The organism is Paenibacillus sp. W2I17, assembly GCF_030815985.1.
Classification (GTDB): Bacteria; Bacillota; Bacilli; order Paenibacillales; family Paenibacillaceae; genus Paenibacillus.
This window is the reverse complement of sequence record NZ_JAUSXM010000001.1, coordinates 1701474-1715637: the sequence shown is the minus strand read 5'-3', so window position 1 is coordinate 1715637 and position 14164 is coordinate 1701474. Positions and strand designations below refer to the sequence as shown.

The window sequence follows — 14164 nt, the reverse complement described above, 5'->3', positions numbered from 1 at the left end:
CGTTTATCCAGGAAAATGTCTAAGATGAAAAGGAATTCAACAAACCTTACAGGAAAGTGAGAATAACGATGCCCTATACTGCGAGTGAACAACGATATGATGAGATGAAATATGTACGTTCCGGCAAATCCGGAATCAGACTGCCGCAAATTGCGCTGGGTTTATGGCAGAACTTTGGTGGCAACCGTACATTGGAAATTCAGGAAGAAATGATTTTGCGTGCCTTTGACCTCGGAATTAACCATTTCGATCTGGCGAATAACTATGGTCCACCTCCAGGATCAGCGGAAGAGAACTTTGGCGTGATTTACAAAAAACATCTGCGTCCTTACCGGGATGAACTGCTCATCTCGTCTAAGGCAGGCTACCATATGTGGAGTGGACCTTACGGCGAGTGGGGCTCCCGCAAAAACCTGATTGCCAGTCTCGATCAAAGTCTTGGTCGGATGGGACTGGATTATGTAGACATTTTCTATCATCACCGTCCAGATCCGGACACGCCATTGGAAGAAACGATGACGGCATTGGATCATATCGTGCGCCAAGGTAAAGCTCTATATGTGGGCTTGTCCAATTATAATGCAGAACAGACGCAAGAAGCGGTAACCATTCTTCGTCGTCTAGGTACGCCGTGTCTGGTTCATCAGCCAAACTACTCGATGTTGAATCGCTGGATTGAAGACGGTCTGCAAGACGTACTGGATGAGCAAGGCGTAGGTTCCATTGTATTCTGTCCACTCGGCCGCGGTCAGTTGACGAATAAATATGTCGATAAGATCAAGGAAGAACGCGCCAATCCAACAGGCAATTTGAAAAAAGAAGCTTACACGGACGAACGGATTGCCAAGTTCGATGCGCTTCAGGCGGTTGCGGAGCGAAGAGGTCAGACGATCTCTCAACTGGCTCTGAACTGGATCTTGCGTGGTAACCGTGTAACCTCTGCATTGATTGGTGCAAGCCGTGTGTCCCAGATTGAAGAAAACGTGGCTGCCCTCCAGGCACCGGATCTGACAACGGAAGAGTTGAATGAGATCGAAAGCATTTTGGACGGAATGGGTAATTATCCGTGGTAACATACACAGTATAGCTGTGTGAAAATTATAGTTAGGTAAAACTAATGTAATATAAATGAAGAATGAAATGGCGCCTACCTGATCAATCAGGAAGGCGCCATTTTGTATATGTCATTTTCTTTATAGGATAAGATCTATTATAATAGTTCATTAATTGACCTATGTTTATTTTTTTCAGAATGAACCTAGTTCATAGCACCTGGTCCTAGGATTTAGGGTATAATATATAGAAGCTATACAATTGAACTACGAAGGAGAGGCTCCATTTGAACTTTGAACAGTGGATTTCGCCTGAAAGCTATAACCTGACATCCGAGATGGAGAATCATCCATCAGACCGGATTGCACTTAGATGGCTCAGCGATCAACGAGAATTGGAAGAGATCACGTATGGTGATTTATTCAAGCAGGCAAATCGTCTTGCTGGAGGTTTGCGTGAACTTGGACTAGAGAAGGGTGATCGGGTGTTGGTCATGGTACCACGCCGTATTATTGCCTATGTCATTTATATTGCTTGTCTGAAATTGGGGATTGCCGTTATTCCTTCCTCCGAGATGTTACGGGCAAAAGATCTGGAATATCGTCTGCGTCACTCTGAGGCGCGGGCTGTTATTGTATGGTCCGAGACGACCTCGGAAGTGGAGAAGATGGACGCGGATCTGCCGTCACTGGCACATCGCATCGTGGCATCACCGAATGAAGAAGTTAGCGTACCTGCTGAAGGTTGGGTGAATGTGCATCAGTTAATGCAGAATCAACCCGAAGAGATGGCTGCGGTGGAGACTCATCGTGATGATACGGCTATTCTTGCTTATACTTCGGGCACAACAGGTAATCCCAAAGGAGTTGTACATAGCCACGGTTGGGGATATGCCCACCTGCGAATCGCTTCTTCATTATGGCTGGATATTCAACCTTCAGATACGGTATGGGCAACGGCTGCACCTGGCTGGCAAAAATGGATCTGGAGTCCGTTCCTGTCGGTACTCGGAAGAGGCGCGACTGGACTGGTCTACAATGGATCATTCCAGCCCAAGCGTTATCTGGAACTGATGCAGGAACATCAAATTAATGTCCTTTGCTGTACACCAACGGAATATCGGTTGATGGCCAAAGCCGATGATCTTGGACATTATGACCTGTCTCATCTGCGCAGTGCTGTTTCAGCGGGTGAACCGCTCAATCAGGAAGTCATTGAAATCTTCCAGCGTCACTTTGACCTGACTATTCGAGACGGATATGGACAGACCGAGAGCACGTTGTTAATCGGCAGTCTCAAAGATGCGCCTGTACGTATTGGCTCGATGGGTCAGTCGATTACACCTGGATTGATTGAAATTATTGACGATGAGGGACAACCTGTTCCTCCGGGTGAAGTAGGAGATATCGCGGTGCACAAAGAGATGCCAGCCTTGTTCCGGTCCTATTATCAGGATGAGGGACGGAAGGAAGCGAATCAGCGTGGCGATTATTTTGTAACAGGGGACCGTGCACGCAAAGACGAAGAAGGTTACTTCTGGTTTGAAGGCCGCAGTGACGATATTATCATTAGTTCGGGTTACACGATTGGACCATTCGAAGTGGAAGAAGCACTCATGAAACACGCCAGTGTGAAGGAATGCGCGGTGGTTGCAAGTCCGGATGAGATCCGCGGCAATATTGTCAAAGCTTTTGTCGTGTTGAGAGACGATTCACTGGCTTCACCAGAACTGATGCGTGAATTGCAACACCACGTCAAAGAAATTACAGCACCTTATAAATATCCACGTAAGATCGAATTCGTTACGGATCTGCCAAAGACCAACTCTGGTAAAATCCGCCGGATTGAGTTGCGCGAACAAGAAAAACGTAATGGTTAAATCGTTTTATATAAATGAAATTTTAGATATTAAGCCTGCGTAGTGAAAGAGAAGGAATCGATTCTGCAGAAGCGATAGTGGTCGTATTTGTCTCCGAATTTTAACCTTTGAAAAATACGATGAAGAAAATTTGGAGACAACGACGATCTAAAGAACGATCCTTCGCTGTAACGGCCACTCAACAGATCCCAAGTTTGCAAACCATGCCATAATATATGAAACAGGAGTGAACACAACCATGAGTCAATTTGAACAAACCTTTGAAAAGTCATTGGAACAATACGCAGAGCTGGTTGTTAAAGTCGGCGTGAATATCCAAAAAGGACAGGATCTGCTCGTCACTGCTCCCATCGAAACGCTTGAATTCACACGTCTGATTGTGCAAAAAGCCTATGCGGCTGGTGCAAATTATGTACAAGTGGACTTTGATGACGACAACATTACCCGCAGTCGTTTTGAACATGGTTCCAATGACAGCTTCGACTATTATCCAGCATGGAAAGCGGATATGATGGAGAAGTTTGCGGAAGCAGGCGGCGCTACCCTGACGATCAAAGTTCCAGATCCTGAACTGTATAACGGAATTGACTCCGACAGCGTTTCCCGTGCTACTAAGGCAGCTGCACACGCACGTCGCGGATATGCCAAATACACACGCAACCATGAAATTAGCTGGTGTCTGATCAAGGCCCCAACCAAGGCTTGGGCGAACAAAGTATTTGCCGACATCCCGGAAGAAGACCGAATCAACGTGATGTGGGAAACGATCTTTAAAATGAACCGTGTAGATGGCGGAGACGCTGTACAAAATTGGAGAGAACATCTGGATACCTTGAATACCATGAGTGATCTCCTGAACAAAAAGAACTATAAGAGCCTGCATTACCGTGCGCCAGGTACAGACTTGAAAATTGAATTGGTCCACAACCACATCTGGGGTGGCGGTGGTAGCGAAAATAAACAAGGTGTATACACGGTCGCCAATATGCCGACTGAAGAAGTATTCACCATGCCTAAGCGCAGTGGAGTGAATGGATATGTCAGCAGTACCATGCCTTTGAACCTGAACGGGCAACTGGTAGACCAGATGAGAATCACATTCAAGGATGGACAGGTTGTAGCGTTTACGGCAGCATCCGGTGAAGAGCATCTGAAGAACCTGTTTGCTACTGATGAAGGAGCACGTTATCTGGGTGAGGTCGCACTCGTACCGCATGACTCCCCGATTTCCAACTTGAATCGAATTTTTTACAATACGGGTATTGATGAAAATGCATCTTGCCACTTGGCTGTGGGAAGTGCGTATCCATTCAACATGAAAGATGGCACAACGATGTCGAACGAAGAGTTGCTGAAGCATGAGTGCAATGTGAGTTTGACACACGTCGATTTCATGATCGGTTCCGCAGAGCTGGATATCGATGGTGAGTTACAGGACGGTACAATCGAGCCGGTATTCCGTAAAGGCAACTGGGCATTTTAATTTCTAATCTAGTTATATAAGTTGAACTAAAGATTATTTACACTGACACTACGGTGACAGAATAACCTTCCAATCGCTGTTATCCCCAGAATTTTTTTGATTCCCTTTTCCGAAGGGGAAAATCTGGGGATAGCGTATGCTTCCGATGCAGCTTTCTTTCAGAAAGCTTTTAGGCGAACGCTTCGCTTTTTCAGGTTTTTTCTGTCCTCTCCGTTATCGTGTAAATGATTAGTTCAACTTAAATAGTAGCAGTAATATTACTGAACGAGAAAGTGACTTCAATTTGAAGTCACTTTTTTCGTTTCCTCGTAACATGGGTTACACGGGTCTTACAGGTACACATATCTCGCAATAATGCTGATTAAGCAGTTCCCAACGATATCGTTCTATAACCGGTTTGTTGTCCATCCGATAACCACTTGTTTGCAAATGGTGCATGATCACATTCCATGCCCGCTGAATAGCTTCTGCCGTATGTCTCACCTTACAGATGAGATAATCTCCGCCTGATAGCTCGCCAAACTCAATAGAATCATCTTCCAGGCGTTCAAATTCGGCAATAACAATACAGGCATCATATCTACATTTTTCGGGCGGTGTGGTAGAAGGGTCATCTTGGGGTATGCCCAGTAATGTTGCTGATTCATGAAGCAATTGGTTTTTGTCTGCCCATTGTTTCAGCGTATTCATCGCTTGAGCATTGGCTGGACCGTAAGGACCGACTTGTCGAACATAGGCGATACGGTATGACGGAAGGTTTTCGATAACCATTTCCATGAAAATCATCCTCTCTATATGGTTTTCTCTTACATGTTGGATGCTAACATGGTATAAAAGAGTTTGCTTAGGTAATTGTTGAATCCCGGCGACGAAACTCATAGAATAGTGATAATATGTTGGAAGACTGTTCCAATAGAGCAAAACGAGAGGGGGAGGCGCTAGACATGGATATTACTTATGCCTTCACGGATGAACGTTTCAGGCAAGTTGTGTTGGATCGTTTTTGTGATCAGCGGGATTTCATTCAGGAGAGTGACGTTTGTGAGGTTGAGATATTAGAACTCTCAAATCACAATATTAGCAATCTTGATGGAGTCGAGTATTTCAGGGGTCTTCAAGAGCTGGATTGTGCCTATAATCAATTGACTGGTTTGGATCTAGCTCAGAATCACAAGCTGAGGATATTACGTTGCAGAGAGAATCAGCTTCTTACACTGGACCTCCGCTCCAATTCGGAATTGCAGGTGCTGGATTGCAGTTTTAATCGACTTCGCAAATTGGATCTTTCTCATAATTCCAAACTTATAACGGTGGAGTGTCATTGGAATATGTTATCGGAGCTGGCTTCGGAGCACCTTGAGCAGTTGGAGGAACTTAGTTGCAGTTATAACGCTCTTTTCTCACTTGAACTTGAACACAATAAGCAACTGCGGCGACTTGATTGCGCCAACAATTACATGTTGGAACTTGATGTAACCGGTTGTCTAAACTTGATTGAACTTCGTTGTAACCACAACCATATCAAACAGTTGGATTTTCGTTCAAATATGGTTTTAGAGAGTGTCCGTTGTTTTAACAACCATATTAGCAAGCTGGATATTCGCCATAACGTACAACTAAAAGAGTTGTACTGTTCCGAGAACAAATTAACCGAGTTGGATTATAGCGCTAATCCCAAGCTGGAAAGACTGCAGTATGCAGATAATCTAATGTTTGAATCCAATCATGAAGTTCCGGGTATGGGGTTGTTTCAGTATGACGTCTCGATGTCCAACTATCAGATGAGCTTACTTATTCAGGATAAAGAACTGGTAGTCACTGCACAGGTTTCAACTAAGACAGAGACGGAAGCCTTATCCTCATATATGGAAGAGACGTGGAAACGGTGGGACATGCTTGGTGAGCAGGCACTTAAAACCATTGCCGAGGCTCATCCGGACGAAGATATCAATACATTGATTTTGGCTGATGCAGAATTTCAGGGAGATCAATATTTCCGATTGGGTTATGATGCGGGGGATACACCTGCTGGTCGACTGTACATATATGCGGAGTTTGACGATGAATTTCACATGTTGGATACGTTGATCTATAAAACGTATTAAAGCCACGAGATCGTGGCTTTTTTGTTGTGTCTTTTAACTACTTTTATGTTATTCAGCGTGCATTTTGTTGAAGCTAACATATTCGTTAATCGGTTTACGGTAACCGCGTGGGCGCTGTTTGGCTTCCGACTTTTTGCCGATGGTGATCAGCATAACCGGTAAGTAATGGTTAGGGATTTCCAAACTCCGTTGCAGTTCTTCCGAGTCAAAGCCAATCATTGGACAAGTGTCCCAACCGCGATCCTGAGCGATCAGCATCAATTGCATGGCAGACAGGCTGGCATTGCGAATCGCATCCTCACGTTGGAAGAATCTGCCGCGAGATTCGTAAAATTCGGTGACACTTTGGGATTCCTGCTCATATTGGAACGGAGTAAGAGCGCCCAGGTTCAACAAGCCTTCGTTAATCGTGCGGATATGATGATGCGCGTTGACGTCGCCCAATACCACGATGACCGCAGAAGCTGTTTTTACCTTATATTGCTGGGAAGCTTCATAGACTTTCTCTTTCTGTTCCTCGTCTTTAATCACAAGATAGTGCGTGTGTTGCAGGTTAAAGGCAGATGGTGCAAATTTGTTAAGGGCAAACATCTCTTGCAGTTCCGAATCTGAAATTTCAATTCCTTCTTCAAAAATAACGGCCGATCTACGGTTTTTGACTAGATTCTCCAACTCACTCATGGTAGTTTCCCTCGCTTATGTATGATTTATAAACTGACTATAACACACTTAGTTACTTTATGTAAGTATTATTTTAGAATAAGACAAGGATCGTCTGCCATACGCTAAAATAAAACACTAGAGGTGATTCATGAAAGCATTGATCGCAAGGTATATGGGAGGACATGACCCTCATGAATTTCGGGTATATGTGATCCAATCTTCGACGTTAAAACGTTTTGTAGTAGTGGAGATTATTCTAGGCCCTATCGTGTACAATGTCGCACTTTATTTGTGCCATAATGCAATACTAGCTGGAGTAGGCTCTTGGGCTGGAACAGAAGGTCTGAAGAGACTGCCACTGATCTTTAGAAAAATCGTTGGGACATGATGAAATGTGTAAATGAAAGATTGAAGCAGAAGAGGGCCAGTTGCGGCCCCATCTTCTCCTTCAGTCATGTTATCTATAGTCACGCTTCTTTTATCTAATCAAATAACTGTCTAGGCTTTGGGTTCAAACCTGCCTTATTTGGCACGTTCCAAATACTGCTCCAGCGTAAGTTTCTGGTTGGTAATCTCACCAGCAATATATACCCCTACATAACGTACATGCCATGGCTCATAGGAGTAACCAGTCAGTTTCTCCTGATCTTTGCCATAACGGATGATGAATCCGTACTTGTGGGCATTGGCTTTCAGCCATTTGCCTTCTTTGGTGTTGCCAAAACTTTGCTGAAGATCATAACCAGCCGAAGCGCTGGAGATATCCATGGCTAGACCCGTTTGATGTTCGCTTTGTCCTGGCCGAGCACTTGTTTTATTGGCAACAGCTTCACCTTTGATGCTGGCATTACGGTCAAAGATCGATTTCTGGGTCGCATAAGAGCGATAGCCAGATACGGCTTTGATATCGATACCGTCTTTTTTGGCAGCGGCAAATAATTTCTCTATCGCGGTTGCAGCTACTTTACGCATCTGTTTCTTCGGACTGGAACCTGAGAAGCTAAAAGGAATATTAGGTACAACCAAATCTTGAGGTGCATAAGTTGAAGGCAGATTTCTCTTTTTATTGACAAGCACAACTGTACTGGACACATTGGTCACAGTTGCCACATTTTTAATCGTTTTGATCGTACGACCAGGTGCATTATCATGCAGAAATTGAGTGAAGCTAGAGCTTGCCGCAGACGCGACGGGATTCAGGCTTGAAGTGATGGGAAACGTAGTAAAGGCAGAACCTGCTACAACAGAGCCTATAAGAATTGTAGATATGATGGATTTACGAGTAAAAGGTTTCATGATGTGTGTTCCTCCTCGGAATATATGAATCTATATACCGAGTATACTAGAGGATTATATCCATAGGTTCTCCAATTGTTTCCGAGTTGTAAACAAAGTTTGCTATAAAATCTAACTAGAGGATATTTACCTTGCCACTTCGATGACAGAACAACCTTCCGATCGCTGTTATCCCCTGATTTTTTTGATTCAATTTTATAATGGTGAAAATCTTGTGATAAAGGCGAACACTTCGTTTCTTCAGGTTTTTTCTGTCCTCTCCGTTTCGTGTAAATGTTTAGTTCATCTTTTATAGAGTCTTTTTGCAACTCTGATAGAGGCATATAAGGAAAAGAACGTTAAAAAAACCGTTTAGATGCAACGGCTTTTGTTGTGAAGAGAGTGTTGTTAATTCATGCTGGAGACTGTGTTACAGCATGCAGGCGTCAGATCCACCGGAGCTTCCCGCTGTTACTGCACGGGTGTCACGAACGCGAACGTTGGCGCTGAGCACACCAGAATCACTGCTTAATTTGAAAGAAGGATAATTCTCTTCTGTATCCAGCTTCATGTGTTGTTCAAGGTTTAGCTGCTGCTTCGGATCAACATAGAATGGCACCAGATTGGTTTCAATCTGCGCGTCGAGAGCCGCAAGTTCATCAACAATGATAATAGCGATAACTCCGTTACATCCGCAACCTTCCAAGTCATAGATCACTTTGAAATATCCTGGTTGGTCATTCAGGCTTTCCGTCAATCGTTTTGCAGCCAAATCTGTAATTTGAATATACATATAGGTACACTCCTTTATATGTGGTCATGGTTGTAAGTGGTAAAAGAATTCATTCAGCTTCTATTCCCATTATACCACTTTGGCAAAAATCAAAGCACTTATTTTCTTGACTGATCAGTCTGGAAAAGGTATTCTTTAGTTAATGAATAGGGAGGTGAGGTCTGAAATTGGGAAGAGCCAAGGAGTTTGACACGGAGACCGTTCTAAGAAAAGCAACGTCTGTATTTGGAGCGTACGGTTATGAAGGTACATCTTTGAGCTTACTGCTGAGTGAACTTGGCATTGCGCGGCAAAGCCTGTATGACACCTACGGAACTAAACATGATTTATTTGTCTCTGCTCTTAAATTCTATATTCAGCAGAAGACAGAAGCGGGAATCAGACTATTAGACGAATGTACAAGTGTGAGGCAAGGCGTGACGGAGTTGTTCAACGAAGCGGTTAACGTGTTGACAGACAACGAACGTCGTAATGAATGTTTCATCATTAATAGCGCGGTTGAACAGGCACCACAAAATCACGAAATCGCAGCTTTTATTCAAACCACTAACCAACAAATGGAAGATGTTATTCATACTGCGCTGTTACGAGGCCAGAGGAGTGGCGAACTGAGGCACGCAGAGGAAGAATTGCCCGGGCTTGCCCGTTTTCTGAATTATTCCCGACTCTCATTGACCTTTACGGCGAAGAGCGGTGCAAGTGCAGAAGCGCTGCGAGATTTTGTACAAATGACCCTAAGGGCTATGGATTAGCTTTACATGATTCGAGGAAGAATTCTTTACGGTTTTTTGAAAATGAACGCTTAGGGCGTTTATTTTTTGACTATTCCAGACCGTTCGGTCTGGAAAAAGAACACCAAACAAACTGAAGGAGGAAATAAGGATGACACAATCTCAGCAGATGGAAGCGGGCAATAGTATACCGCATCAGATCATGCATGGATTTACTCAATTGCTACTGGAAGGAAAACTGGAACAGTGGTTGGAGTTATATACATCTGAAGCTATCTTCGAATTCCCATATGCACCGGCAGGATATCCTCAGAAACTGGAAGGCAAAGCCGAAATTACGAATCATCTTCATAATCTACTGGGGATGATTGAAATCCAGCAGTTTTCTGAACCGGTGATCTTGGCTGATTCGACGAAACAACAGTTTGTAGCTGAATTTACTTGTAAAGGGCGTTCATTAGTTACAGGCAAGCCATACAACCAAACTTACATCTCTGTAGTGCGCCACTCTAATGGAAAAATTACACATTATAAAGACTATTGGAATCCGATGGTCGTACTCGAATCGGACTTAGGAGGTAACAAGCATGATCAATGATAAATCGTTGACACTTATTACGGGAGCTAATGGAAAGACAGGAAGCCGTGTTGCGGCCATACTTCAAAAGCATCATTATCCGGTGCGTTTGGCAGGAAGAACGAAAACATCTCTTTCTGGTTCTGCCGATAATTATGTCTATTTTGATTGGTATGATTCCGAGACATATGCGCTGGCGCTGAAAAATGTGAATCAGGTGTACCTTGTCATGCCAGTCATGGATATGAACCCAGAAGACGTCATCATTCCGTTCATCAAGGAAGCATTGTGGAACGGCGTTAAGCGATTCGTTTTACTTGGCAGTGCTTCAATTGATGAAGAGGGTCCTATATTTGGCAAAGTACATCAGTATATAAAAGCTCATGCTCCTGAGTGGACTGTATTGCAGCCTTCCTATTTTATGGAGAACTTTACGGAAGGGCCGCATCGGGAGACGACGAAGCAACTCGGGAAAATATACAGTGCTACGGGTGACGGGAAAATTGGATTTGTTAGTGCAGATGATATCGCGGCAGTTGCGTTCCATGCTCTGACGGATATTGTTCCTCATAATACGGAGCATATCATTACAGGGCCGGAGTCGTTGTCCTATGGACAGGTTGCAGACGTCTTGAGCCGTGTACTGGGTCAGTCCATCCAGCATGAATCTTTGTCCGATGATAAATTGAGGAACAGCATGATTCGCGCAGGAATGTCAGGAGAATACGCTGCTGCCCTCGCAGGACTGGATGTACCTATCCAGGAGGAGGGGAGAGAAGATCAAACGACGGATACGGTGAAAAAATTAACGGGGAATAACCCTATTTCATTCGAGCAATTTATTCAGAATCATATGGAAGTATGGAAATAATGGAAGAAACATTTTCATATTATGAGAAGACGGTGCCTAGTGCCCGTCTTTTTGCATGTCTACCAGCATGTTGACATCGTTGATTCGAATATGGATCTCTCCCTAACAAGGGACACTAAGGAAAGCAGTGATTATACGAACACACTTTTGGGGAAATAGATGAAGATGAATGTCAGGGCGTGTCTGAAACACGCCCTAGATAAAGGGGCGAAGAGAGCGAATGATTCAGTTCGAAAATGTATCGAAACAATATCCTGATGGAACAACGGCTTTGCGTCAGGTTAACCTCAACATTAACAAGGGAGAACTGTTTGTCATGATTGGTCCGAGTGGATGTGGCAAAACCACCATGCTCAAAATGATCAATCGCCTGATTGAGCGAACAGATGGAACAGTGCGTATTAATGAACGCCCAATCGATGAATACAATATTCACGAGTTGCGCTGGAATATCGGATATGTACTGCAACAGATTGCACTATTCCCGCATATGACAATTGCCGAAAATATCGCAGTTGTTCCTGAACTGCGAAAGTGGAAGTCAGATCAAATCAAGGAGCGTGTACATACGTTACTGGACATGGTTGGTTTACACGGAGATACATACAGTGAGCGTAAACCGTCCGAGTTATCCGGAGGACAACAGCAGAGAATTGGTGTGTTGCGTGCACTCGCTGCTGATCCCGAGATAGTTTTGATGGATGAACCGTTCAGTGCACTCGATCCAATGAGTCGGGAGAAATTGCAGGACGATATTCTGGATATCCAGCGTCAGATGAAAAAAACAATTGTGTTTGTCACCCATGATATTCAGGAAGCGATGAAGCTGGGGGATCGCATCTGCATTATGAAGGATGGACAGGTTTTGCAGGTAGGCACCCCGGAAGAACTGATCCGACAGCCAGCTAATGACTTCGTACGTGAATTTGTTGGAAGTCCTAACACCGATACGAGTTCACAATCTGATTTTGATCTCGAATCCATCATGTCACCACTCTCACCGGGTCATGTGCCAAAATCAGCCAAAACTGCCGTTCCTGTATCCATTACGTTAACGGAATTAGTTGATATCATGGCTTCCCATGACCATCTGCTGGTTGAACGTAACCGCCAGATTATTGGCGAGATCAGTCGAGTTGATCTGATGAAATACTGGTCTGGTCAGTTACAGGAACGAGGTGAAGGACATGAGTAGGTTCACGGAGGTGTTCAGTGAGCGCAAAGGTCAGTTGTTGTCTGCTCTGCTGGAACATATTCAGATCTCATTTATCGCATTGTTCTTTGCTGTCGTCATCGCTATTCCGCTAGGTATATACCTTACACGCAAACCAAAAGTAGCTGAACCAATTATCGGGGTTACGGCTGTGTTGCAGACGATACCGTCCTTGGCGCTTCTCGGATTGCTCATCCCGTTATTCGGCATAGGCACACTTCCTGCAATCATTGCACTGGTGGTGTATGCGCTGCTTCCGGTACTCCGCAACACGTACACAGGCATATCCGAAGTTGATCCTTCCATGGTGGAAGCGGCGAATGCGATGGGAATGAATAGTTGGCAACGTCTAATCAAAGTGGAACTGCCACTGGCGATGCCTGTTATTATGGCCGGAATTCGGACCGCGATGGTCCTGATTGTAGGAACGGCGACACTTGCCGCCTTGATCGGCGCAGGAGGTTTGGGTGCATTAATTTTGCTGGGCATTGATCGGAACGGATACGGCATTGATCATTCTTGGAGCCATTCCGGCCGCATTGTTGGCTATTTTGTTTGATGTACTATTACGTCAGTTCCAACGATTATCCTTTAAGAAAACACTGGTTACCCTTGGTTCGCTGGCAATAATCGCTATACTTGTGATTACCATTCCCTTCGTGGCACGTGGTGGACAGAAGGATCTCGTCATTTCCGGGAAATTGGGGGCGGAACCCGAAATTCTCATTAATATGTACAAATTGCTAATCGAAAAAGACACAGACCTGACGGTTGAACTAAAACCCGGATTAGGCAAAACGCCATTCCTTTTCAATGCACTCAAGTCAGGTGATATTGACATCTATCCCGAATTCACCGGGACAGCGATCTCCGAATTCATGAAGGAAACAGCAGTCAGCACCGATCGGACAGAGGTGTACGAACAGGCAAGAGATGGAATGCTGAGCCAGTTCAACATGGTGCTTCTGAACCCTATGGATTACAACAATACGTATACGTTGGCTGTTCCAAAGAGCATCGCAGATCAATACAATCTCAAGACCATTTCGGATCTCAAACCGGTGGAACAGCAGATGAAGGCAGGATTCACGCTGGAATTCTCGGATCGGGAAGACGGATACCTTGGCATTCAGAAGAAGTATGGGATTGAATTCCCGAATGTTGCGACAATGGAGCCCAAGCTTCGCTATGGTGCTCTTCAGCGGGGCGATATTAATATCATAGATGCCTACTCCACAGATAGTGAGTTGAGACAATATGAACTCGTTGTGCTGGAGGATGATCAGGAATTGTTCCCACCGTATCAAGGCGCGCCAATGCTTCGTAAAGAAACGGCAGATCAATATCCACAACTGGTTGAGGTGCTGAATCAGCTTGCTGGCAAAATTACGGATGACGAGATGCGTCAGATGAACTATGACGTGAACGTAGAGGGAGAGAATCCTGAACAGGTGGCAAGAGAATACCTTAAACAAGCTGGATTGCTGTAACTTCAGGCATCCCTGCAATAGATGTACCAAA

At 44.5% G+C, this 14164-nt stretch carries 13 protein-coding genes and 1 pseudogene; 10 read left to right on the top strand and 4 right to left on the bottom strand.

Annotated features, from left to right (window positions below; all coding sequences use genetic code 11):
- The first annotated feature begins 68 nt into the window (after window positions 1–68).
- The 3 genes from QF041_RS07340 (at window position 69) to QF041_RS07330 (ending at window position 4415) form a co-directional block, all read left to right on the top strand.
- The gene (locus QF041_RS07340; protein WP_307413221.1) at window positions 69–1073 is read left to right on the top strand and encodes an aldo/keto reductase; all 1005 of its coding nucleotides are present in this window, start codon (window positions 69–71) and stop codon (window positions 1071–1073) included.
- Between the two features lie 317 nt (window positions 1074–1390).
- Window positions 1391–2932 carry an acetate--CoA ligase gene (locus QF041_RS07335; RefSeq protein ID WP_373461379.1) on the top strand — a complete coding sequence of 514 codons (1542 nt, stop codon included), beginning with the start codon at window positions 1391–1393 and terminating at the stop codon, window positions 2930–2932.
- Window positions 2933–3170: 238 nt separating this feature from the next.
- Window positions 3171–4415: an aminopeptidase gene (locus tag QF041_RS07330; RefSeq protein ID WP_036608587.1), complete on the top strand. Its 1245-nt coding sequence runs from the start codon at window positions 3171–3173 to the stop codon at window positions 4413–4415.
- 318 nt (window positions 4416–4733) lie between these two features.
- Here QF041_RS07330 and QF041_RS07325 read toward each other — a convergent pair whose 3' ends face one another.
- Complete coding sequence (locus tag QF041_RS07325) at window positions 4734–5192, bottom strand: AraC family transcriptional regulator (RefSeq protein ID WP_307413218.1); 459 nt, start codon at window positions 5190–5192, stop codon at window positions 4734–4736.
- Window positions 5193–5359: 167 nt separating this feature from the next.
- Here QF041_RS07325 and QF041_RS07320 point away from each other — a divergent pair, with 167 nt between their 5' ends.
- Window positions 5360–6520, top strand: a complete 1161-nt coding sequence (locus QF041_RS07320; RefSeq protein WP_307413216.1) for a leucine-rich repeat domain-containing protein — start codon at window positions 5360–5362, stop codon at window positions 6518–6520.
- Window positions 6521–6568: 48 nt separating this feature from the next.
- Here the strand turns inward: QF041_RS07320 and QF041_RS07315 are convergent, their stop codons facing one another.
- Window positions 6569–7201, bottom strand: coding sequence for a nitroreductase family protein (locus tag QF041_RS07315; protein ID WP_307413215.1), 633 nt, complete (start codon window positions 7199–7201; stop codon window positions 6569–6571).
- A gap of 130 nt (window positions 7202–7331) precedes the next feature.
- On the opposite strand from QF041_RS07315, the gene QF041_RS07310 reads away from it, so the two are divergent.
- A complete protein-coding gene (locus tag QF041_RS07310) occupies window positions 7332–7571 on the top strand; it encodes a hypothetical protein (RefSeq protein WP_307413214.1) in 240 nt (79 codons plus the stop codon).
- 134 nt (window positions 7572–7705) lie between these two features.
- Here QF041_RS07310 and QF041_RS07305 read toward each other — a convergent pair whose 3' ends face one another.
- Window positions 7706–8479, bottom strand: a complete 774-nt coding sequence (locus QF041_RS07305; protein ID WP_076214769.1) for a M15 family metallopeptidase — start codon at window positions 8477–8479, stop codon at window positions 7706–7708.
- Between the two features lie 409 nt (window positions 8480–8888).
- Complete coding sequence (locus tag QF041_RS07300) at window positions 8889–9251, bottom strand: iron-sulfur cluster biosynthesis family protein (protein WP_076214772.1); 363 nt, start codon at window positions 9249–9251, stop codon at window positions 8889–8891.
- Window positions 9252–9418: 167 nt separating this feature from the next.
- On the opposite strand from QF041_RS07300, the gene QF041_RS07295 reads away from it, so the two are divergent.
- The 5 genes and pseudogenes from QF041_RS07295 (at window position 9419) to opuFB (ending at window position 14133) form a co-directional block, all read left to right on the top strand.
- Window positions 9419–10003, top strand: a complete 585-nt coding sequence (locus tag QF041_RS07295) for a TetR/AcrR family transcriptional regulator (protein ID WP_307413212.1) — start codon at window positions 9419–9421, stop codon at window positions 10001–10003.
- Window positions 10004–10133: 130 nt separating this feature from the next.
- Entirely contained in the window at window positions 10134–10580 is a 447-nt protein-coding gene (locus QF041_RS07290) for a nuclear transport factor 2 family protein (RefSeq protein WP_307413210.1), read from the top strand.
- A complete protein-coding gene (locus QF041_RS07285) occupies window positions 10570–11430 on the top strand; it encodes an ergot alkaloid biosynthesis protein (RefSeq protein ID WP_307413208.1) in 861 nt (286 codons plus the stop codon). Before QF041_RS07290 ends, QF041_RS07285 begins: the two co-directional genes overlap by 11 nt.
- 220 nt (window positions 11431–11650) lie before the next feature.
- Window positions 11651–12625 (top strand): ABC transporter ATP-binding protein, encoded by a 975-nt coding sequence (locus QF041_RS07280; RefSeq protein WP_076249515.1) that lies wholly within the window; start codon window positions 11651–11653, stop codon window positions 12623–12625.
- Window positions 12618–14133, top strand: a pseudogene (gene opuFB / locus QF041_RS07275) (osmoprotectant update ABC transporter permease/substrate-binding subunit OpuFB). Before QF041_RS07280 ends, opuFB begins: the two are co-directional and overlap by 8 nt.
- The last annotated feature ends 31 nt before the right edge of the window (window positions 14134–14164 follow it).

Bases quoted from the DNA above. Each gene is read 5' to 3' on its own strand.
- QF041_RS07335 (WP_373461379.1), top strand. From the start codon at position 1,391: ATGGAGAATCATCCATCAGACCGGATTGCACTTAGATGGCTCAGCGAT.
- QF041_RS07310 (WP_307413214.1), top strand. From the start codon at position 7,332: ATGAAAGCATTGATCGCAAGGTATATGGGAGGACATGACCCTCATGAA.
- QF041_RS07325 (WP_307413218.1), bottom strand. From the start codon at position 5,192: ATGGAAATGGTTATCGAAAACCTTCCGTCATACCGTATCGCCTATGTT.
- QF041_RS07315 (WP_307413215.1), bottom strand. From the start codon at position 7,201: ATGAGTGAGTTGGAGAATCTAGTCAAAAACCGTAGATCGGCCGTTATT.
- QF041_RS07280 (WP_076249515.1), top strand. From the start codon at position 11,651: ATGATTCAGTTCGAAAATGTATCGAAACAATATCCTGATGGAACAACG.
- QF041_RS07340 (WP_307413221.1), top strand. From the start codon at position 69: ATGCCCTATACTGCGAGTGAACAACGATATGATGAGATGAAATATGTA.
- QF041_RS07300 (WP_076214772.1), bottom strand. From the start codon at position 9,251: ATGTATATTCAAATTACAGATTTGGCTGCAAAACGATTGACGGAAAGC.
- QF041_RS07320 (WP_307413216.1), top strand. From the start codon at position 5,360: ATGGATATTACTTATGCCTTCACGGATGAACGTTTCAGGCAAGTTGTG.
- QF041_RS07290 (WP_307413210.1), top strand. From the start codon at position 10,134: ATGACACAATCTCAGCAGATGGAAGCGGGCAATAGTATACCGCATCAG.
- QF041_RS07285 (WP_307413208.1), top strand. From the start codon at position 10,570: ATGATCAATGATAAATCGTTGACACTTATTACGGGAGCTAATGGAAAG.
- QF041_RS07330 (WP_036608587.1), top strand. From the start codon at position 3,171: ATGAGTCAATTTGAACAAACCTTTGAAAAGTCATTGGAACAATACGCA.
- QF041_RS07305 (WP_076214769.1), bottom strand. From the start codon at position 8,479: ATGAAACCTTTTACTCGTAAATCCATCATATCTACAATTCTTATAGGC.